The following is an 18,684-nucleotide window of genomic DNA, read 5'->3' on the forward strand; positions in this document are numbered from 1 at the left end:
CTGTCGCACTTTTGCTGATGCCCGTACGGGCGTAGACACGGGGCCAGACATATTCACGGCGCGCTGCGCCGACGTAGAAGGAGACAAGTCATGCTCAACAATATTGGCCTTCCGGGTATCCTGCTGATTGCTGTTGTGGTTCTCGTCCTGTTTGGACGCGGCAAGATCAGTTCGCTGATGGGTGAAGTGGGTAAAGGCATTACCTCGTTCAAAAAAGGCATCAAGGAAGGTTCGGAAGAGCTGGAACAAGACGCGTCTGAGCTGGCCAAAGACGTCACGCCTGAGACTGACAAAGACAAGGTCTGAGCCTAGATGTTTGATCTGGGCTGGACCGAGCTTCTGGTCATCGGCATCGTCGCGTTGATCGTGGTGGGGCCAAAGGACCTGCCTGTGCTGTTCCGCAATGTCGGACGGTTCGTCGGAAAGGCGCGCGGCATGGCGCGCGAATTCAGCACTGCTATGAACGAGGCTGCGGACGAAGCAGGCGTCAATGAGATCAAGAAGGGCCTGAACGCGGCGACCAACCCGGTTAGTACAGCGATGGACGGGATCAACGAAGCCGCGCGCGACGTGGCCAAATCCATCGACCCAACCAAGTTCGACCCTGACAGCGAGACCGGCAAGCTGGCCACCGAGCGAGCAGAGCAAGCCAAGAAGATCCAAGCCACAACGGCGCGCGCTGCCGCTGAACGCAAGGCCAAGGAAGCCGCGGATGCGCTGGCCAAGGCGGAAGAGGCCGAAGCAGCGCTGAAAACCGAAAGCAAAACATGACCAAGACCGACGAGATCGAGGACAGCTCGGCACCCCTGATCGAGCACCTGGCCGAGCTACGTACGCGGCTGATCCACTGCGTTGTGGCGTTTCTGATCGGTATGATCATCTGTTTCACCGTGGCCACGCCACTGTTCAACTTCCTCACGCAACCGCTATGTGAGGTGCTGACCGAGCGTGGACAGGATTGCGGGCTGATCTTCATCTCGCCGCAGGAAGGGTTCTTTGTCGCCATCAAGGTTTCGCTGCTGGGCGGGTTCATTCTGGCCTTTCCCTATATCGGGATGCAGATGTGGAGGTTCGTGGCGCCGGGCCTGTATAAATCGGAAAAGAACGCGTTTCTGCCGTTCATGCTGGCCTCTCCCTTCATGTTCCTGCTGGGCGCAAGCTTCGCTTTTTATGTGGTCACGCCATTGGCCTATGACTTCTTCCTCGGTTTCCAGCAATTTGGAGCGGAAGGGGAAGCTGTAGCAGAAGGCGCAACCGCACCTTTGAGCGTGGTGTTTCAGGGTTCGGCGCAGGAATATCTCAACCTGACCATCAAGTTCATCGTGGCCTTTGGCCTGTGCTTTCAATTGCCCGTATTGCTGACACTGATGGGTAAGGCCGGACTTGTCAGTGCCGAAGGTCTGGGGGCAGTGCGTAAATATGCGGTGGTAGGCATTCTGGTGTTGGCTGCGATTGTCACACCGCCGGACGTGATCACCCAGATCATCCTCTTTGTCGTAGTTTACGGGCTCTATGAAATTTCAATATTCCTGGTCGCCCGTGTCGAGAAGAAGCGCGAAGAACAGTTGCGCGCCGATGGATACTACGACGATGAAGAGGCCGAAGCCGACGCAGACGTGATGCAGGATTACGAAGAGAACAAGTAACCTGTTCCAATAGCTTTAAAGGCGCGCCCAAGGTAGGCGCGCCTTTTTCAATTGCTACTCTTGTTGTGTTGATCGGAACATGGTTGAACTCCGCCAGAACATCCCGGAGGAGCCGATGGACGACCAAGCCCTGAATCGCATTGCGGACGCGTTGGAACGCATGGCGCCCGCACCGCTGGCGACACCTGATTTCAATGCGGCCCCGGCTTTCGTCTGGCATGTCGAGCCTGACCGGCTGGAACCCGTCACACAGGTCAATCGGGTCGACCTTGATCTATTGGTGGGGATCAACCGCTCCCGCGATACGTTGCTGGACAACACGCGCCGCTTTGCTGCGGGTTACAAGGCTAATAACGCGCTCTTGTGGGGCGCGCGCGGAATGGGGAAATCCAGCCTCGTCAAAGCGGTGCACGGTACGTTGCAGGATGAGCATCCTGACCTGAAACTGGTCGAATTGCAGCGCGAGGATATGGGCTCGGTCGCGCGCTTGCTGAACCACCTGCGTGCCGCGCCGCACAGGTTCATCCTGTTTTGCGATGATTTGTCGTTCAGCCACGATGATCAGCATTACAAATCGCTCAAGGCCGTGCTGGACGGCGGTATCGAAGGTCGCCCGGAAAACGTTGTGTTCTACGCCACATCAAACCGCCGCCACCTGATGCCGCGCGACATGATCGAAAACGAACGCTCCAGCGCCATTAATCCGTCCGAGGCGGTCGAGGAGAAGGTCTCACTCTCTGACCGTTTCGGCCTGTGGCTGGGGTTCCACCCCTGCGATCAGGACGAATATCTAGCGATGATCGATCGCTACTGCGCCGCTCATGGCGTCAAGGTTGATCCCGAAACTCTGCGCGCCGAAGCCATCGAGTGGCAAGCCACACGGGGGGCACGCTCGGGCCGCGTCGCCTGGCAATTCTTCGTCGACCTCGCCGGGCGAAACGGCGTCCATATCGGTTAGTCCGCCCGCTTCATCTGGCCAGAAATACCTCCGCCGGAGGCATGGCCCATCAGGGCCATTCTCACAACATTGCTATAATCCGCGCCGCCTCATCCGCAGTGCTGGTTAATACATCCCGATCCTCACCGGGATGGAAACGCGCACGTACGGCGGTCGGCATCGGTGCAGGCTCAACAATCGTTACGCGCGGTCCCGTCCGTGCGGTCTCGGTCGCCCAACTGCGAGCCAGCGCCATCTGTGCCGCTTTAGTGGCGCCGTAGATGCCATAGAACTTCTCGCCTGCCTTCGGGTCATCGAAGAACACGGCATGGCCAGTTTCGCCCAACAAAGGCGAGACATACGGGATCAGAACCGAGGTGGCGTTTGCATTGATGCTGACTGCCTTGTTCCATTCCTTCGAATCAACGAAATGCACTGGCGTCAGGGCTGAGGTATGGATTGCAGTATGCAACCACAAATCGATCTTGCCCCAGCGATCGTGAATGCCCCGGCACAGGGTCGCCATCGCATTGGGATCGGTGATGTCCATGGGGGCCAGAGTGGCCGAGCCACCCTTCGCCTGGATGCGGTCATCCAGCTCTTCCAGCCCGCCCTGAGTGCGAGCGACAGCGACGATGTGATAGTCGGGGGCCAGCGCTTCGGCCAGCGCCGCGCCCAACCCGCGAGAAGCCCCGGTGATAAGGGCGATTTTGGTCTGATCGGTCATGAGGGGGGTTTGAACCTGCACGCGCAGGGCGTCAAGTCAGGATCAGCTGCCGGGGATGTCGATCCGGCGGTTCTGGCCGCTTTGTCGCAGCACAACGCCATTTTCATCAATGGCGACCACCTTACCCGGGCCGACACGACTGCCGGGTTTCACTTTCTTAATGCGCCCCGACGACATGCGGACCAGGGCTTGCAGGTCCGCCTTGGGTCCAAAAATACCCAATACCGAGACCGCGTTCTTCTTGAGCGCCCCCGCCTGTGTGGCGGCGCTTTTCACCGTTGCGTTTGCCATGATCTGTGGCCGAGCTGCGCGCCCGGACCCCGTTTTGTGAGTGGTTTTCGGCATTCGGGTAACACGGGATTTGCCGGACCAAAAGGCCGGCAGCACTCGGTTCGGACCGGTTCGAATGCCGCATACCGAACCCTTTGCAAATGCAGCCTGTTCAGCAATAGGTTGTCGGCGGATTCTGACCTATGGCGGCTAGCGCAAGTCTCTTGGCCGACGCCTCAGGACAAAGCGATTCGCCCGATCACCCCGAGGCAAGTTTCGCCGCGTTCCACGAACTGCCGACCACCTGCATATCTTCACGCTTCTTGCTGACCCGACTGCTGTTTTCTAGGCTGCCCAGATATTCCTCATCGACGCCGGTGACGTAGTTGCCGTCAAAGCAGGAACAGTCAAAGGCTTCGATCTCGGGGTTGCCTTCCTTGGCAGCCCAGATCAGATCGTCGAGATGTTGGTAGAACAGCGCATCCGCACCCAGTTCTTCGCGAATCTCCTCGATCTCTTTGCCATTCGCGACAAGCTCGTGTCGGGTGGGCATATCGATGCCATAGACATTGGGGTATTTCACCGGGGGCGAGGCGCTGGCGATGTAGACCATTTTGGCGCCGGCCTCACGGCACATCTGGACGATCTTTTTGATTGTATTGCCGCGCACGATCGAATCATCGATCAGCAGTACGTTATGACCGTCAAACTCCAAAGGCACCGCGTTCAGTTTGCGACGCACGGATTTCTGCCGTTCTTCCTGGCCCGGCATGATGAAGGTGCGGCCAACATAACGGTTCTTCACAAGCCCCTCGCGATAGGGAATGCCTGTGATCTTTGCGGCCTCAAGCGCGACAGGGCGGGCGCTATCTGGCACAGGGATGATCCGGTCGATCTCAAGTCCCGAGTCCTGAATTTGCTTGGCCAGCGTCTGCCCCATGCGCATCTGGGTTTTGTAAACCGACACCCCATCCAGCAGCGAATCTGGTCGGGCCAGATAGACATACTCGAAGATGCAGGGCGTCAGTTTACCTTCAACGGCCTGGAACTCGTGCATATTGCCGTCGAGGTCGATAAGGATCGCCTCGCCGGGACCTAGGTCGCGCAGCTTGTCAAAACCGTTGATGCCGAATGCCACATCTTCGGACGCAAAGGCATAATCATCGCCGTCACCAGTTGCGGCACGCTTGGCAACAGACAAAGGTCGGATGCCGTAAGGATCGCGGAAGGCCAGCATCCCGACGCCCGCGACGAGGCAGATCACCGAATACGCCCCCTGAACCCGCTCCATCGTCATTTTGACACCGGCAAACAGGTTGCGGATCGGATCAGCATTACCATTGACCTTGATCGCATCCGCGACCTTGTCGGCCAGTACGTTCAGAAGGACCTCTGAATCCGAAGTTGTGCGCAGGTGACGGCTGTATTTGGCAGTTACCTTTTCACGCTGTTCTTCAGTATTGGTGATGTTGCCGTTGTGAACCAGATAGATGCCATAAGGCGCGTTCACGAAAAATGGTTGCGCCTCGGCCGCGCTGAGCGAGCCAGCGGTTGGATAGCGGACATGGCCCATGCCGACCTTTCCCAACAGGGTTTCGGCGTCACTGGCATTGAACACGTCTTTGACGAGACCATTTGCTTTCTTCTCACGGAAGAACTCGCCGTTGTAGGTGACGATCCCCGAGGCGTCCTGACCTCGGTGCTGAAGCATCAGCAAGCCGTCATAGATTTCCGCAAAGACATCATGTGTCCGGCTTGCGATCCCCAAAATCCCACACATACACGGGCTCCAATTTCTATGACTTGCTTAGGATGGCGTTCAGGTCGGATCGGGTGCGGACGGGTATCTGAATGGTGTGTTTTGGTCCGTTTGCACGGGACTCAGGCACAAGCACGAAAGCGGCTAGCGCATAAGAAAACAGATACAGCAAGGTCGGCAGCTCCGATTCCATGTCGGTATGGCCTCCACATAATGCCAAACGATGCGTGTGTCATCAAAGGATCACATTCGCGATTTGACGCAGGTGCGAATTGTACACGCCGCGGGTTTAGGATGACAAATGTACAGACCTATGCTGTCATATCATTACGAAGGTTTTTTGCATGCATTCCGGCAATACCTGGTGGAGCAGACGCCATGTGGCAACACAAGCAAAACACACCGAAGGACAAACCTGTCAAGCGGCGTTGCCACCGATGTCGTGGGGCAGGGCGCGCACCCTGCGAGATCTGCAAGGGAACCGGTGAAGTGATCAAGAGCCGAGACCAGTATGGCAAGCCGATCTCAAGCCGATGTGACGGATGCTTTGGCCTGAAGACCATCCGGTGCAATATTTGTGGTGGCGAAGGGTTTATCTGATTTTTCCGAACCAAACGCAAAAAAGCCCGGCTGAAACCGGGCTTTTCTTTGGAATTTGATTAACCCTCAGAGGCGTTGTCGGCGGTGCAGCTTGCGACCAGCTCTTCGTACTGGGCGGTAACCCAACCCAGCGCCGCCTCGGGGTTTTGTTCCTCGATCTTGCTGCTGAACTGTTCGAACACCTTGGCCGAGCGGCTTTCATCGACCATCGTGTAGGATTGACCGGTCATCACGGTGTCGTAGACGAAGAACGCAATCGCAACCAGCAATATGCCGCGTGCGATTCCAAAGAAGAAGCCAAGCGCCTGATCCAGGCCGCCAAGCGCAGAACGCTGCACCAGCGAAGAGAATAGCGGCGTGAAGATGCTGACCACGATCAGTGCAATGGCGAAGACGGCGGCAAAGCCGGTAATCACCGAAAGCTCACAACTGTCGCGCAGGAATTCACCGACCACTGGCACTTCTTTGACCAGCGGCACAGCCTGCGGCGCAAAGATGAATGCTAGAACTGCCGCGGCGACCCAACCTGCGATGGCCAAAACCTCGCGCATGAAACCGCGCGAATAGGCCAGCAAGCCCGACAGCACGATGATCAGGGCCACAACCCCGTCAATTATTGTAAAACCTTCCATGGCCCTCGCCTGTTCGTTTTCTGCCCCTCAAGGCGCGACTTTACCCTGCTCCGAAGGTTTCGCCAACAAACCCCACCAAATCAGAGGGTCGGGTGAGTGTCAGACCTGCCACAGTGCCAGTTTTGCCACCTGCCGGAGCAATTGCCGCTGTGAAACCAAGTTTTTGCGCTTCTTTCAACCTGTTTTCGGTCTGCGGGGCTGGTCTAAGTGCCCCGGATAGCGAGATTTCTCCGAAAACGACCGTATCGGCAGGCAGGGCGGTGTCTTCACGAGCGCTGAGCAGTGCAGCAGCAACGGCGAGGTCAGCGGCGGGTTCGCTGACTTTCAGCCCTCCGGCGACGTTCAGATAGACATCGAGCCCGGCAAAGGGGATGCCGCAGCGTGCTTCGAGCACTGCAAGGATCATGGCGAGCCGCCCGCTATCCCATCCGACAACTGTGCGGCGGGGCTGGGAATGGGGGGACGGCGCCACCAGTGCCTGCAATTCGACCAGCACGGGGCGGGTGCCTTCGATTCCTGCGAATACGGCGGAACCTGGGCTGGGCTTACCGCGTTCCGATAGGAACAGGGCCGAGGGGTTGGTGACTTGCGCCAGCCCTTTGCCGGTCATTTCGAAGACGCCAATCTCATCCGCTGGGCCAAAGCGGTTCTTAACGGCGCGCAGGATGCGGAACTGGTGTCCGCGTTCGCCTTCGAAGTAAAGCACGGTGTCGACCATATGTTCGACTACACGGGGGCCAGCGATCTGGCCTTCTTTGGTGACGTGGCCAACCATGATGATCGATACGCCGTGGCGTTTTGCAAATGTCGTCAGCTCATGCGCTGCGGCGCGCACCTGCGACACCGAGCCCGGCGCGCTGTCGACATTGTCGGCCCACATCGTCTGGATCGAGTCGATGATGGCGAGGCCGGGTTTTTCTGCCTCTAGCGTCGTGAGGATGTCCCGAAGGTTGGTTTCAGCGGCCAATTGCACCGGCGACTCTTCCAGACCTAACCGGCGCGCGCGCATCCTAACCTGCGCGCTGGCCTCTTCGCCCGAGACGTAGATGGTTTTGACACCTTTGCGGGCAAAACGTGCTGCAGCTTGCAGTAAGAGGGTCGATTTGCCGATGCCGGGGTCACCGCCCACCAGCAGCGCCGATGCAGGGACAAGGCCGCCGCCGAGGACACGGTCCAATTCTTCAACACCGCAGAGGGTGCGGGGCGGGGGTGTTTCCTCGGTCGAGAGGTCGGTGAGCGCGATGGATTGACCGCGCTTGCCCCCGAGCGACTTCTTGGCTGGTCCTGCCGAAAGCGGCGCTTCCTGAACGATAGTGTTCCATTCGCCGCACGCCTCGCAGCGGCCCGACCATCTGGTGTGAGAGGCCCCGCAGGCGGAGCAGGTGAAGGATTGTGTCTTTGCCATGTCGCCTTTGGTGCCCGAGGAAGGGCGGTTCTTCAAGCCCTTGCGGGCTTTCCTCACCGCCGGTGGCGCGCCACGTCCTCAGGCCCTTCGGGCCATCGTCCGCTGCGGGCGCTAGACGCGCCTATTCCGCGGCACGCGGCGGGGTCATCGCAACCACGCTGCCTGGTTTTTGATCGTCCGTGGGGGATTGCAATTGCGCCGACAGTTCCGGAAGCAGATCGAACAGCTCATCCCTGAGGCGCGCGAGTTGCGATTTGGCGATGGATTCCTCGATCTCGATGTCTCGGGTCCATTGGCGCAGCTCGTGCTGGATGATTTGGGCTTCCTCGATGCGCTGCTGGAATTGCTCGACCTCTTCCTGACGTTGCCGCAGGAAGGCACGGGCGCGTTCGACCTTTGTGTCCCCATAGGTCTCGGCCAGTTCTTGGCTGATCTGGCTCATCTGAGCAGCCAGTTCCAGCACCTGCGGTTCGAGCCCCTGCAAATCGGGGTGATCGCGCAGGAAGGCCATGCGCTCTTTCACCGCGTCGAATTCGGAGGCCAGCGCAAAGGCTCCGCTGCGGTCGGCGGCATGGGCGACCTGATAGGCCCCGGCCACGTCCTGCATATTCATTGTGAACTTACGATGGGTGTTTTCAAGCGCCATCATGCGGGCGTTCGATGGCAGATAGAAGACCAGCATCAGGATCAGGGCGGTTAATCCGATCTGGATATAGATGCCTGCGTCAATTGTTGCACCGTTGCTGAGACCGGCCTGCAACGAGAGCCAGGGCAGGATGCCAATCGCGGATAAAATGGTGGTCGTCACCGCGAACAATGCTGCGGCGCAGATCAGGAAAAAAGTGAGCCTTAATAAGGTATTCTGAAATTGCAATGTTATTGTGTGGAGGGCGGCCATGATCGTCGTTCTCCTTCTTCAACCGGTACAAAAACCGGGCCGAAGCGGAAGGTTAGACAGACGCGAAGTGATCCGCTACGGACCCGAAAACTACAAAATTTACTGCTCGAAATATAAAGATGATACTCAGAAATCTGTTTTCAATCAATTAGGTCTGAGGTTTTCGTGATCCAAATGTCATCTCTGTAATATGGCCCAGTGCAAGTGAGGCCAGAATGCAGCCGGTGAACAGGTAGAGACCCCATGCGGTTTCGATGGTGGCGTATGAGATGCCTTTGGCCAGCGTGATGTAGAGCGCGATGAGGAAGATATCGGCCATCGCCAGCTTGCCGAGGATGTTGAGCGCGGGCTGGACGCGCGGGTCCAGCAGGTTCCATTGGATCAGCGCGGTGCCGATGGTTTTGACGTAGGGCGCGAAGAGGGCGAAGACGGTAACGATCAACGCGAGGAAGATGTCGGACTTCCACAAGGACTGGAGCCCGGTGATGACGCTGATTTCACTGAGGCCGAAGATCGGGAGGAGACCGGCGCGCATCAGCGGGGCGAACCACGCGATGGGGTAGAGGATCAGGAGGGATAGGGTGGCGAGGCGGAGGGTCATGAACAAGAATTTTGATAACGCAGTTGAATACTTAATGAGTGGAGGTATCTGCGGCAAGTTCTGAGTTGCGGTCGCTTGAGTTGAGTGTAAGTTTAAGTAAGTCCTAAATTAATCAGCTTTAGGTTGCAGTGCATGACCCAATAATAAAGATCGTAAACGGCCCATCCGCATTTAGTAAAGGAACCGTTGCTGCGGGAACTGACGGCTTAAATGCTGTCTTTTCAGCTGCGAGTGCGGCAGCAGACAGGTTGCCGTTTGACCGAGAGCAGCTCTTTGGTGTTTTGCATTTCCGACTTTACGAAACGGATCGCGCACGAAGAAGAGCGGTATGGTTTGGTGGCCGTCTATTCAACAGGTTTTCTGGTGAAGATCCCAGCTACATCCCGGTTTCCGGAACACATCTTCGCCAAGTGTTTGATGCAATACGCATTCAAACCCCCGACTTTGTGATAAGCGCAGGGCAATATCTATTGCGCTATGACTACGCTAAGCGCGCGTATGATCAGTTAAAGCAGGATCGTGAGGCGGAGAGAGCTTAACGCACCGCCTCAATCGGCCCCTCGGCACTCCCGCTGATGAACTGCTCCACATAGGGATCACCTGAGGCGTCCATCTGGCTGACCGGGCCAGTCCACTGGATCACGCCTCCGTGCAGCATGGCTACGTTGTCGGCGATGGCACGGACGGAGCTCATGTCGTGGGTGATGGTCATCGCGGTGGCGCCCATCTCGGTCACGATTTCTCGGATCAGGTCGTTGATGACGCCGGACATGATGGGGTCGAGGCCAGTGGTAGGCTCATCGAAAAAGATAATCTCGGGCTCGGCGGCGATGGCGCGGGCGAGGCCGACGCGTTTTTGCATCCCGCCCGACAGCTCGGCCGGGAGCCGGTCGGCCACGTTGGATTTCAGGCCGACGCGGCGCAGTTTTTCGATGGCGATTTCGCGGGCTTCATCCGCCGGGCGTTTCAGCGAGCCGCGCAGTAGGCGGAAGGCGACGTTTTGCCAGACGGGCAGCGAATCGAACAGCGCCGCCCCCTGAAACAGCATCCCGAAACGGGCCAGAAACGCGTCGCGGTCGCCTTTGGTGGCGTCCTTGCCGTCGACATAGATCATGCCGCTGTCAGGCTTGATCAGGCCGAGGATACATTTCAGCGCCACGGATTTGCCGGTACCCGAACCACCGATGATAACCATCGAGGTGCCCTTGGGGATCTCAAGGTTCATGCCTTGCAGGACGTGGTTGTCGTCAAAGGCCTTATGTACGTTCTCCATCCGGATCATAGCGAGAAGAACACCCCTGTAAGAACGAAATTGGCGGCGAGGATCAGCACGGCAGCAGCCTCGACCGAGCCCTTGGTGGCGCGGCCCACGCCCTGCGCGCCGCGGCCCGATGACATGCCGTAATAGCAGCCCATGATGGCGGCGATCACTCCGAAGGCGGCACCTTTGACGAGTGACGAAACGATATCCCGCGCTTCAAGGAAATCGACGGTGTTTTTCAGATAGGCTGCCGGGTTGAAGCCCAGATTTTGCGTCGCGACGGTGTAGCCGCCTGCAATGCCGATGATATCTCCGACCCCGACCAGCGCTGGAACCGTGATCAGGGCGGCCAGCACGCGTGGGGCGGTGAGGTATTTCATCGGATGGGTGGACAATGTGACCAGAGCGTCGATCTGCTCGGTCACTTTCATCGTCGCAATCTCGGCGGCGATCGAAGACGTCACGCGGGCGGCGATCATCAGGCCGACCAGCACCGGGCCAAGCTCTCGCACCATGCCTATGGCGACGATCTGGGGCACAACGGCTTCGGCGTTGAAACGCGCGCCGCCTGCGTAGATCTGCAGCGCCAACGCGCCGCCGGTGAAGATGGCGGTCAGGCCGACCACGGGCAGGGACAACCAGCCGATATTCAGCAGGGCGATGCCGAACTCGCGCGGATAAAACGGTGGTCGAAAAATGTGCGAAACCGCGTCGAGCGCGAACAGCGCGACGCGGCCAAACGCGGCGAGCATGGTCAGGATGGAACGCCCCAGCTCACCCAGCAATGAAAAGGGATTCATTCCACGTAGCCCCGCGAAAAGCGACTGCCGAGCGAGGTCAGAATTTCATAGCCGATGGTGCCAGCGGCTTCGGCCAGATCATCGACGGTTTGGTGCCCGTTCAGGATACGCAGGCGATCAGGTTTATACGGCAAGTCAGTCACATCCACGGTGATCAGGTCCATCGAGATACGTCCTACCACCGGGCAGGGCTGATCACCAGCGAATGTATCGATGCCGCCCCCAATGGCGCGATGCAGCCCATCGGCATAACCGGCCGCAACGGTCGCAATCTTCGACGGGCGGCGCGCGCTCCAGCTGTTGCCGTAGCCGACTGTTTCGCCGACGGCGACGTCGCGCACTTGAATCACCGGCATATCGACGGTGACGACCGGCTTGGCCCCGGCAAAGGGCATCCCGCCGTACAGGCCAATCCCTGGGCGGCAAAAGTCAAAGTGGAATTCCGGCCCCATCAGAGTACCACCCGTCGCCGCAAGCGAGCGCGGCGCGTCGACGCCATCGGTCATCTGTTTGAACGTGTTCAACTGTTGGCGGTTCATAGGGTGTTCAGGCTCATCCCCGCAGGCCAAATGCGACATCACGACCAGCGGGTCCAGGGCAAGAGCTTCGTGCCGCAGTGCGGCCCAGTCCGCAGGCTCAAGCCCAAGGCGATTCATACCGCTGTCGAGCTGGATACCAAAGCCATGATCGGGCAGGGCCTGACGATGACGCTTGAATTGTTCGGGCGAGTTGATCAACGGCGTCAGATCATGCTGGCGCAGCAGATCCGTGTCACCCTCCATATGTCCGGAAAACACCGCAACCAGCGGGCCGGGGCCCACAGCCTCACGCACGGCCACGCCTTCCTCGGCAACGGCGACGAAGAATTTTGCAACGCCTTCCTCAGCCAGCGCAGAGGCGACTGGACCGGCACCTAACCCGTAAGCGTCAGCTTTGACCACTGCGCCGGTTTCAACCTGGGTCTTTGCGTCAAGCGCCTGCCAGTTCTGGGCGAGCGCGTGCAGATTTATCGTCAGATGTGCGGTACTCATAAACGCCGTTCATCACATAGGATTGGCCCAGGTCAAGGGGGGAGCACCTTAATTCTTGGCGGGTTTATGCGCCTCATAGGCCGCTTCCAGCTCGGAACGCAGGAAATCCGCAAATAATAAGGGGCTAAACTGAGGTTGGCCGGTCCCGGGTAGGGGTTCGATGATTGTGCTGACATGAGGATCAAAGAAGAACGGAACGCTGTATCGTTCACGGCCGGAATGGTTGATGACCCGATGCGGCGTCGAAAGCAGGCGGCCGTTCGACATCCGGTGCAGCATATCCCCGACATTGACGACAAAGGCGTCGGGACGGGACGGAACGTCAACCCAATGCCCTGACGGTGTTTTGACCTGCAAGCCGCCCACCTGATCTTGAGCAAGCAGCGTAAGGCATCCGAAATCAGTGTGCGGGGCTGAGCCGAACAGATCATCGGGGCTGGTCTTTGCTTGCGGTGGATAGTGCAGCAGACGCAGCCAGAAAGTGGGTTCATCAAACGCGGAAAGGACCGAGAAATCCTGCGCGTCGCAAGCGATCAGCGCGATATGCATCAATCTGCGTCCAAGGGCCGACATAGCCTTAACGTAGGTTTCCAGGGTGTCGCGAAAATCCAGTAGATCAGGCCATCGGTTTGGACCCGAGAGGTAGATATCGGGATCAACGCCAGCATCCTCGCGCATCATCATGAAGCTGGCGGATTGGTTGGGTTTTTTTACATCGGCCAGTGTTGAGTTCACATCTGTCGATGTGTTGATGGCGATGTATCCGCGATGCGTGTGGTCGACTGCGATTGCCAGCTTTTGATCCAGCGGCAGCGCGTGAAACTGTTTTGAGGCTTCGAACACATCGCGCATCAGCTGCGGGTCTATTCCGTGATCTTCGATATAGCCGAAACCAGTCGTGCCGTAGGCCGAACGAAACTCGGCCGCGATTTCCTCATCAGGGCGTGCACCCAGACGAATAACGGGGATCTCTGTGAATTCAGTCATGTCTCTCTCGCTTATATTGGGAAGATTGCAGGGGCAAAAATGCCCCCGGTCTATCCCGCAAAGCGTTTGCGGCGATGCCCGAAATGACGCGCCAGAATCACGCGCCGGGGTAGGGGATTGAGACAAGCTTGCATGGCCCGATCCGTACACATCGGACCGGGCAGGTCAAGGAATCAATAACCCTCGATTTGGCTATCCTGTTGCCAGGGTTTGACCAGATTGCCAAATCGGGTGAACTGAGCTTCGAACGACAGCTCTACCGTGCCGATGGGGCCGTGGCGCTGCTTGCCGACGATGACCTCGGCCTTGCCATGCAGGCGCTCCATGGCCTGTTTCCACTCTTCCATCTTTTCCAACTCGTGATCGCCGGGTTTTTCGCGTTCCTTGTAGTATTCCTCGCGGAACACGAACATCACAACGTCGGCATCCTGTTCGATCGAGCCCGATTCCCGCAGGTCAGACAGCTGCGGGCGTTTGTCGTCACGGCTTTCTACCTGTCGGCTGAGCTGTGACAGTGCGATGACCGGGATGTTGAGTTCCTTGGCGATGGCTTTCATGCCCATCGAAATCTCGGCGATTTCGTTGACGCGGTTGTCGGCCATTCCGCGGCAGAGCTGAAGGTAGTCGATCACCAGCAAATCCAGCCCGTGCGTCCGCTTCAGCCGCCGTGCACGGGCAGCGAGTTGCGAGATTGGCAGGGCGGGGGTGTCATCAATGAACAGCGGGCAGGCTTCCAGTTCTTTCGCGGCGTCCACGAAGCGGCGGAACTCGGACTCGGTCATGTCGCCCTGGCGGATTTTGTGACTGGAGATCTCAGAAGCCTCGGCCAGAACCCGGCCCGCAAGTTGCTCGGCGCTCATTTCGAGTGAAAAGAACCCAACCACACCGCCGTCGATCGCACCTTCAGAGCCGTCTGGCTTGGTGCCGCGCTTGTAGGCCTTGGCCACGTTAAATGCGACGTTTGTTGCCAGCGATGTCTTACCCATCGACGGACGCCCGGCCAAAATGATCAGGTCGGACGGGTGCAGGCCACCCAATTGCTTGTCGAGATCGGCCAGACCGGTGGAAATCCCCGCCATGCCGCCACCGCGTTGGTACGCCTCGTTGGTGACGTTGACGGCTTCTGTGACCGCCTTGAGGAAGGATTGAAAACCCTGTTCGGTCTGGCCCTGCTCGGATAACTGATAAAGCTGTTGCTCGGCCTCGACGATCTGTTCTTTGGGCTCGCTGCTGACATCGACCCTCGCAGCCTTGTCTGAAATGTCCCGGCCCAGCCGGATCAGCTCGCGCCGAATGGCGAGGTCGTAGATCATCTGGGCGTAGTCATGCACCGCAAAGGCACTGATCGATGCACCGGCAAGTTTGACCAGATAGGCCGGACCACCCAGTTCCTTCAGGCCCTCATCCTCGGCCATGAAAGACTTCAGTGTGACGGGTGAAGCCAGCGCATTTTTAGCGATACGGGTCGACGCGACTTCGTAGATGCGCGCATGAACCGGATCATAGAAATGCTCGGCCCCAATAATCGATGCGACCCGATCATACAGATCGTTATTCGTCAGAATCGCACCCAGAAGCTGCTGCTCGGCCTCGATGGAGTGCGGCATTGTTTCTGGGTTCTGAATCTGTGCGGCGGCCTGCTCGATACTGCTGATCTCGTTCATTGCTGTTCTCTTTGTCCCCTGGACAGAGGCCATAGCGCGGCCCTGTGAGTCGGCGCAAATTGTATGTTTTCTGGGGATATGCTGTGCATATCTCTCTGCCCCATCATATTGAAGGATGAGGCAGGGTTGCGTCAACATCTTGTGGATGAAGCGATCGACGCAGCGGTCAGTGTTTCCATTCTGAAAACAGTTTGCGCAACGTCAGCTTTTATGTGCGTCCTGCCAACCACGCGGGTCGTTCAGGAAGGCCTCGACGCCATCAAGCGTCTCTTCGTCAAAGGCCTTTTGCGCTTTGGCTTCCGCCAAAACATCCCACCAAGTACAAAGCGAGTGCAATTTTACGCCGTGATCGCCCAGCGTTTTCTCGGTTTCGGGGAAAATACCATAATAGAAGATCACCGCCGTATGCCCACAGGTCGCACCGGTTTCGCGGATCGCGTCGACAAAGGACAGTTTTGAGCCTCCATCGGTGGTCAGGTCTTCAACCAGCAGTACCCGCTCACCCTCGCTCATCGCGCCTTCGATGCGGGCGTTCCGGCCGTAGCCTTTGGGTTTCTTCCGCACGTAGGTCATTGGCAGTGACATGCGCTCGGCCACCATTGCAGCGAAGGGAATACCTGCTGTCTCGCCACCGGCGATATTGTCAAACGCTTCGAACCCCGCGTCGCGCATCACGGTAACCGTCAGGAAGTCCATCAGGGTCGAGCGGATGCGCGGGTACGAGATCAGCTTGCGGCAATCGATATAGGTCGGGCTTGGTAGACCGCTGGCCAGCGTGAAAGGTTCGCGGGAATTAAAGTGTACGGCTTTGATCTCCAGCAGCATCCGTGCGGTCAGGCGGGCGATTTCGGAGCTGTCGGGGAAGGAACTGGGGATCATGGCGCAAACCTCTGGGCTGAAAGGGTGTCGCAGGCTGATAGCCTGACCCCCGGCCCAGAGTCGAGAGGGCACGCTAAAAGAAAAGCGGACCCCCAAGAGGTCCGCTTGATGCCCTTGCGGGCAGAGCAGCGAAGGTGGGCTTGACTGCTCATTTCTCAGGCTCGCTTTCCGCAATCGGCAAGACCGTGCCTTCAATCTCGGTATCGACGTGTATGCGAGGCGAGGTAAGAAGCGCAACCACCATTGCCGTCACAAATGCGTAGGCTGCCGCGCAGTAACTGTATACAGCGCCCAGTATTCGAAATGATGCGCTGTAGACTGCAGGTATTCTTAGGTCTGAGCCAGATCAGCAAGAGCGTCTCTCAAAAGGGTCAAAGCGTGGTCCCGCGCAGCGCGACGTACGTTATCCCGTCCCTGCGCTCCGAATTCCACGGTCTCGGTTCGGGTCGGTTGACCCTGTGCAGCGAGGCCAAAGCATACGCGGCCTTCGGGTTTGTGTTCGGACCCGCCGGGGCCCGCGATGCCGGTGATCGAGACCGCCAACTGCGCCCGCGAATTCCGCAGGGCGCCATTGGCCATTTCTTGGGCGACTTCTTCTGAAACTGCGCCACATGTCTCAAGCGTATCGGCGCGCACGCCCAGCATCTCTTGCTTTGCGGTGTTGGTGTAGGTGACAAAGCCGCGCTCAACCACGGCAGAGCTGCCAGGGATGTCAGTCAGTGCAGCGGCGACCATACCGCCGGTACAGCTTTCAGCAGTGGTGATCATCATGCCCTGCGCCTTGGCGCGATCCAGCAGGTCGACAACGGTCATAGACCCGTGACTCCATGTGAGATACCGGCGAGGACGACCACACCGATGGCTGCAAAGACCCCTGCGATCACATCATCCAGCATGACACCCATCGGATCTCCACGCCGGTCGGCCCAGCCAATGGGACCGGGTTTGGTAATGTCGAAGAGGCGGAACAAGAGAAAACCCGCGATCCAGCCGGGCCAGAGCGCTGTGATGTCTATCCCATGCGCCCAAGACGGGTAGGAAATCGCCCATATCGCGATGAACTGACCCGCGACTTCATCAATGACAATTTCGGACGGGTCGTGGTCATCTTGTCCAGCTGTCATAACTCGCGTGGCCCACAGGCCCCCGAAGAAAACCGCGAGTGTTGAGATGACCAGCAAGGGGAAGCCACCCAGCGTATGCAGAACCCATGCCAGCGGCAAAGCAGCCAGCGATCCCCAGGTGCCGGGGGCAGGGCGGAGGTAACCGACGCCGCAGACGGTTCCGATTAGACGAGCCGCTGTCATGACTTCACCAGACAGGCAGTTGCGAGCGAGGCAATGCCTTCGCTGCGACCGGTAAAGCCCAGCCGTTCGGATGTGGTGGCCTTGACCGAGACCTGATCGGTGCGCAAGCCCATGATCCGTGCCATTTCGGCACGCATGGTATCGGCATGAGGGCCGATCTTGGGAAATTCGCAGACCAGTGTGCAGTCGACATTCGAGATCTCATAGCCCAACTGCCCAGCCAATTCGACTGCGTGGCGCAGGAAAATTTCACTCGCTGCACCTTTCCACTGCGGATCGGAGGGCGGAAAATGCTGTCCGATATCACCCCGCGCCAGGGCGCCATAGATCGCGTCGGTGACCGCGTGCATCCCCACATCTGCATCGGAGTGACCTTGGAGCCCACGATTGTGCGGCACCTTCACACCGCAGAGGATCACGTGATCTCCGTCACCAAAGCGGTGCACGTCGTAGCCGTTGCCCAGCCTTACATCCATATTCATACCCATTGTACGTTCGGCCCGGGCGAAATCCTCGGGCTGTGTGATTTTCAGGTTATCCGCATCGCCCGGAATAATCGCGACTTCGACTCCTGCAGCGCGCGCGACTTCTACATCATCCGCCGCACCTCCGGGATGGGCTGAATGGGCGGCGGTGATTGTGCCGTAATGAAATCCCTGCGGTGTCTGCGCAGCGTAAAGGCCGGATCGATCCTGCGTTCCTATCACCGTCGAACCGTCGCCTGTCCAGAGCGCATCCGTGACGGCCAAGCCTGGAGCAGCTGCCGCATGCGTGTCGAGTGCTTTAAGAACATCGCCGATTATCCGAGCGCTGACGCAGGGGCGGGCAACATCGTGAATCAAAACCTTTTCAACGCTGTACGCTTCCAAAGCCTGCAACCCGTTGCGCACTGATCCGGCGCGGTCTGCACCGCCGGGTGCAAGGATCAGGTTTGTCGCGCTGAATTCTTCCCAAACGGCTGTGTCCTCTTCGGCCAGCACCAAAACGACGTGATCAACCAACCCTTCGAAGCGATCAATCGTCCAATCGGCCACGCGCCGCCCAGCCAAGGCACGCCACTGTTTGGGCACTCCGCCTCCGGCGCGCTGGCCGCGCCCGGCGGCGACGATGATGGCGGCTGTGGTCATCTGAAAGGTCTCCTGATTGGGGCATTGTTTAGGGGGCGGTGAATGCAGAGGCAATCACCCGCGTCAATTTGCTTAAAAAATAAGCATATGATGATTTTGCGGGCTTGAATGCTCCCGTTTTATTGTTCATATGCCGCAATTTCGATATCAAAT

The 18,684-nt window shown here is 58.4% G+C and carries 21 protein-coding genes; 4 read left to right on the plus strand and 17 right to left on the minus strand.

All coding sequences use genetic code 11. The features are described from left to right. Nucleotides 1-90 precede the first annotated feature (90 nt). From I5192_RS05905 to I5192_RS05920, 4 genes are all read left to right on the plus strand, one after another. Entirely contained in the window at nt 91-306 is a 216-nt protein-coding gene (locus tag I5192_RS05905) for a twin-arginine translocase TatA/TatE family subunit (protein ID WP_010440381.1), read from the plus strand. Nucleotides 307-312: 6 nt separating this feature from the next. Continuing rightward, complete coding sequence (gene tatB, locus I5192_RS05910) at nt 313-771, plus strand: Sec-independent protein translocase protein TatB (RefSeq protein WP_170396807.1); 459 nt, start codon at nt 313-315, stop codon at nt 769-771. Next, the gene (gene tatC, locus I5192_RS05915; protein ID WP_170396809.1) at nt 768-1,646 is read left to right on the plus strand and encodes a twin-arginine translocase subunit TatC; all 879 of its coding nucleotides are present in this window, start codon (nt 768-770) and stop codon (nt 1,644-1,646) included. Before tatB ends, tatC begins: the two co-directional genes overlap by 4 nt. A 115-nt stretch (nt 1,647-1,761) precedes the next feature. Further along, on the plus strand, nt 1,762-2,604 hold the full coding sequence (locus I5192_RS05920) for an ATP-binding protein (RefSeq protein ID WP_170396985.1): 843 nt from the start codon (nt 1,762-1,764) through the stop codon (nt 2,602-2,604). Nucleotides 2,605-2,665: 61 nt separating this feature from the next. On the opposite strand, the gene I5192_RS05925 is transcribed toward I5192_RS05920, so the two are convergent. The 17 genes from I5192_RS05925 to I5192_RS06005 form a co-directional block, all read right to left on the minus strand. Further along, a complete protein-coding gene (locus I5192_RS05925; protein WP_223117960.1) occupies nt 2,666-3,310 on the minus strand; it encodes an SDR family oxidoreductase in 645 nt (214 codons plus the stop codon). 42 nt (nt 3,311-3,352) lie between these two features. Further along, entirely contained in the window at nt 3,353-3,601 is a 249-nt protein-coding gene (locus I5192_RS05930) for a hypothetical protein (protein ID WP_170396813.1), read from the minus strand. A 238-nt stretch (nt 3,602-3,839) separates the two neighbouring features. After that, nucleotides 3,840-5,360, minus strand: coding sequence for an amidophosphoribosyltransferase (gene purF / locus I5192_RS05935; protein WP_223117961.1), 1,521 nt, complete (start codon nt 5,358-5,360; stop codon nt 3,840-3,842). 16 nt (nt 5,361-5,376) lie between these two features. Beyond that, nucleotides 5,377-5,532: a hypothetical protein gene (locus tag I5192_RS05940; RefSeq protein ID WP_170396817.1), complete on the minus strand. Its 156-nt coding sequence runs from the start codon at nt 5,530-5,532 to the stop codon at nt 5,377-5,379. 466 nt (nt 5,533-5,998) lie between these two features. After that, nucleotides 5,999-6,571: a CvpA family protein gene (locus tag I5192_RS05945; protein WP_170421967.1), complete on the minus strand. Its 573-nt coding sequence runs from the start codon at nt 6,569-6,571 to the stop codon at nt 5,999-6,001. Nucleotides 6,572-6,611: 40 nt separating this feature from the next. Continuing rightward, nucleotides 6,612-7,976 carry a DNA repair protein RadA gene (gene radA, locus I5192_RS05950; protein ID WP_170800632.1) on the minus strand — a complete coding sequence of 455 codons (1,365 nt, stop codon included), beginning with the start codon at nt 7,974-7,976 and terminating at the stop codon, nt 6,612-6,614. Between the two features lie 121 nt (nt 7,977-8,097). Further along, nucleotides 8,098-8,874: a DNA repair protein gene (locus I5192_RS05955; RefSeq protein WP_223117962.1), complete on the minus strand. Its 777-nt coding sequence runs from the start codon at nt 8,872-8,874 to the stop codon at nt 8,098-8,100. Between the two features lie 148 nt (nt 8,875-9,022). Next, on the minus strand, nt 9,023-9,475 hold the full coding sequence (locus I5192_RS05960; protein WP_170396825.1) for a paraquat-inducible protein A: 453 nt from the start codon (nt 9,473-9,475) through the stop codon (nt 9,023-9,025). A 535-nt stretch (nt 9,476-10,010) separates the two neighbouring features. Beyond that, a complete protein-coding gene (locus tag I5192_RS05965) occupies nt 10,011-10,757 on the minus strand; it encodes an ABC transporter ATP-binding protein (RefSeq protein ID WP_223117963.1) in 747 nt (248 codons plus the stop codon). Further along, a complete protein-coding gene (locus I5192_RS05970; protein ID WP_223117964.1) occupies nt 10,754-11,536 on the minus strand; it encodes an ABC transporter permease in 783 nt (260 codons plus the stop codon). Before I5192_RS05970 ends, I5192_RS05965 begins: the two co-directional genes overlap by 4 nt. Beyond that, nucleotides 11,533-12,567, minus strand: a complete 1,035-nt coding sequence (alr, locus tag I5192_RS05975) for an alanine racemase (protein WP_223117965.1) — start codon at nt 12,565-12,567, stop codon at nt 11,533-11,535. The genes I5192_RS05970 and alr overlap by 4 nt, the downstream gene beginning before the upstream one ends. Before the next feature lie 48 nt (nt 12,568-12,615). Further along, on the minus strand, nt 12,616-13,554 hold the full coding sequence (locus I5192_RS05980) for an isopenicillin N synthase family oxygenase (RefSeq protein ID WP_223117966.1): 939 nt from the start codon (nt 13,552-13,554) through the stop codon (nt 12,616-12,618). Nucleotides 13,555-13,727: 173 nt separating this feature from the next. Next, a complete protein-coding gene (locus tag I5192_RS05985) occupies nt 13,728-15,218 on the minus strand; it encodes a replicative DNA helicase (protein WP_170421945.1) in 1,491 nt (496 codons plus the stop codon). A 201-nt stretch (nt 15,219-15,419) separates the two neighbouring features. Next, a complete protein-coding gene (locus I5192_RS05990) occupies nt 15,420-16,097 on the minus strand; it encodes an orotate phosphoribosyltransferase (protein WP_223117967.1) in 678 nt (225 codons plus the stop codon). Nucleotides 16,098-16,427: 330 nt separating this feature from the next. Continuing rightward, nucleotides 16,428-16,910 carry a CinA family protein gene (locus tag I5192_RS05995; protein ID WP_223117968.1) on the minus strand — a complete coding sequence of 161 codons (483 nt, stop codon included), beginning with the start codon at nt 16,908-16,910 and terminating at the stop codon, nt 16,428-16,430. Next, a complete protein-coding gene (locus tag I5192_RS06000; RefSeq protein WP_223117969.1) occupies nt 16,907-17,404 on the minus strand; it encodes a phosphatidylglycerophosphatase A in 498 nt (165 codons plus the stop codon). The genes I5192_RS05995 and I5192_RS06000 overlap by 4 nt, the downstream gene beginning before the upstream one ends. After that, entirely contained in the window at nt 17,401-18,531 is a 1,131-nt protein-coding gene (locus I5192_RS06005) for a bifunctional 2-C-methyl-D-erythritol 4-phosphate cytidylyltransferase/2-C-methyl-D-erythritol 2,4-cyclodiphosphate synthase (protein ID WP_223117970.1), read from the minus strand. The genes I5192_RS06000 and I5192_RS06005 overlap by 4 nt, the downstream gene beginning before the upstream one ends. Nucleotides 18,532-18,684: the final 153 nt, after the last annotated feature.

Origin of the sequence: Ruegeria sp. SCSIO 43209 (assembly GCF_019904295.1) — a bacterium.
Lineage (GTDB): Bacteria > Pseudomonadota > Alphaproteobacteria > Rhodobacterales > Rhodobacteraceae > Ruegeria.

What these genes read in the sequence shown, in the direction of transcription:
- I5192_RS05995 (WP_223117968.1), bottom strand. Translation starts at nt 16,910, where the DNA reads ATGACCGTTGTCGACCTGCTGGATCGCGCCAAGGCGCAGGGCATGATG.
- purF (WP_223117961.1), bottom strand. Translation starts at nt 5,360, where the DNA reads ATGTGTGGGATTTTGGGGATCGCAAGCCGGACACATGATGTCTTTGCG.
- I5192_RS05925 (WP_223117960.1), bottom strand. Translation starts at nt 3,310, where the DNA reads ATGACCGATCAGACCAAAATCGCCCTTATCACCGGGGCTTCTCGCGGG.
- I5192_RS05955 (WP_223117962.1), bottom strand. Translation starts at nt 8,874, where the DNA reads ATGGCCGCCCTCCACACAATAACATTGCAATTTCAGAATACCTTATTA.
- I5192_RS06005 (WP_223117970.1), bottom strand. Translation starts at nt 18,531, where the DNA reads ATGACCACAGCCGCCATCATCGTCGCCGCCGGGCGCGGCCAGCGCGCC.
- tatC (WP_170396809.1), top strand. Translation starts at nt 768, where the DNA reads ATGACCAAGACCGACGAGATCGAGGACAGCTCGGCACCCCTGATCGAG.
- I5192_RS05985 (WP_170421945.1), bottom strand. Translation starts at nt 15,218, where the DNA reads ATGAACGAGATCAGCAGTATCGAGCAGGCCGCCGCACAGATTCAGAAC.
- I5192_RS05990 (WP_223117967.1), bottom strand. Translation starts at nt 16,097, where the DNA reads ATGATCCCCAGTTCCTTCCCCGACAGCTCCGAAATCGCCCGCCTGACC.
- I5192_RS05930 (WP_170396813.1), bottom strand. Translation starts at nt 3,601, where the DNA reads ATGGCAAACGCAACGGTGAAAAGCGCCGCCACACAGGCGGGGGCGCTC.
- alr (WP_223117965.1), bottom strand. Translation starts at nt 12,567, where the DNA reads ATGAGTACCGCACATCTGACGATAAATCTGCACGCGCTCGCCCAGAAC.
- I5192_RS05905 (WP_010440381.1), top strand. Translation starts at nt 91, where the DNA reads ATGCTCAACAATATTGGCCTTCCGGGTATCCTGCTGATTGCTGTTGTG.
- I5192_RS05970 (WP_223117964.1), bottom strand. Translation starts at nt 11,536, where the DNA reads ATGAATCCCTTTTCATTGCTGGGTGAGCTGGGGCGTTCCATCCTGACC.
- I5192_RS05960 (WP_170396825.1), bottom strand. Translation starts at nt 9,475, where the DNA reads ATGACCCTCCGCCTCGCCACCCTATCCCTCCTGATCCTCTACCCCATC.
- I5192_RS05920 (WP_170396985.1), top strand. Translation starts at nt 1,762, where the DNA reads ATGGACGACCAAGCCCTGAATCGCATTGCGGACGCGTTGGAACGCATG.
- tatB (WP_170396807.1), top strand. Translation starts at nt 313, where the DNA reads ATGTTTGATCTGGGCTGGACCGAGCTTCTGGTCATCGGCATCGTCGCG.
- radA (WP_170800632.1), bottom strand. Translation starts at nt 7,976, where the DNA reads ATGGCAAAGACACAATCCTTCACCTGCTCCGCCTGCGGGGCCTCTCAC.
- I5192_RS05965 (WP_223117963.1), bottom strand. Translation starts at nt 10,757, where the DNA reads ATGATCCGGATGGAGAACGTACATAAGGCCTTTGACGACAACCACGTC.
- I5192_RS05940 (WP_170396817.1), bottom strand. Translation starts at nt 5,532, where the DNA reads ATGGAATCGGAGCTGCCGACCTTGCTGTATCTGTTTTCTTATGCGCTA.
- I5192_RS05980 (WP_223117966.1), bottom strand. Translation starts at nt 13,554, where the DNA reads ATGACTGAATTCACAGAGATCCCCGTTATTCGTCTGGGTGCACGCCCT.
- I5192_RS06000 (WP_223117969.1), bottom strand. Translation starts at nt 17,404, where the DNA reads ATGACAGCGGCTCGTCTAATCGGAACCGTCTGCGGCGTCGGTTACCTC.
- I5192_RS05945 (WP_170421967.1), bottom strand. Translation starts at nt 6,571, where the DNA reads ATGGAAGGTTTTACAATAATTGACGGGGTTGTGGCCCTGATCATCGTG.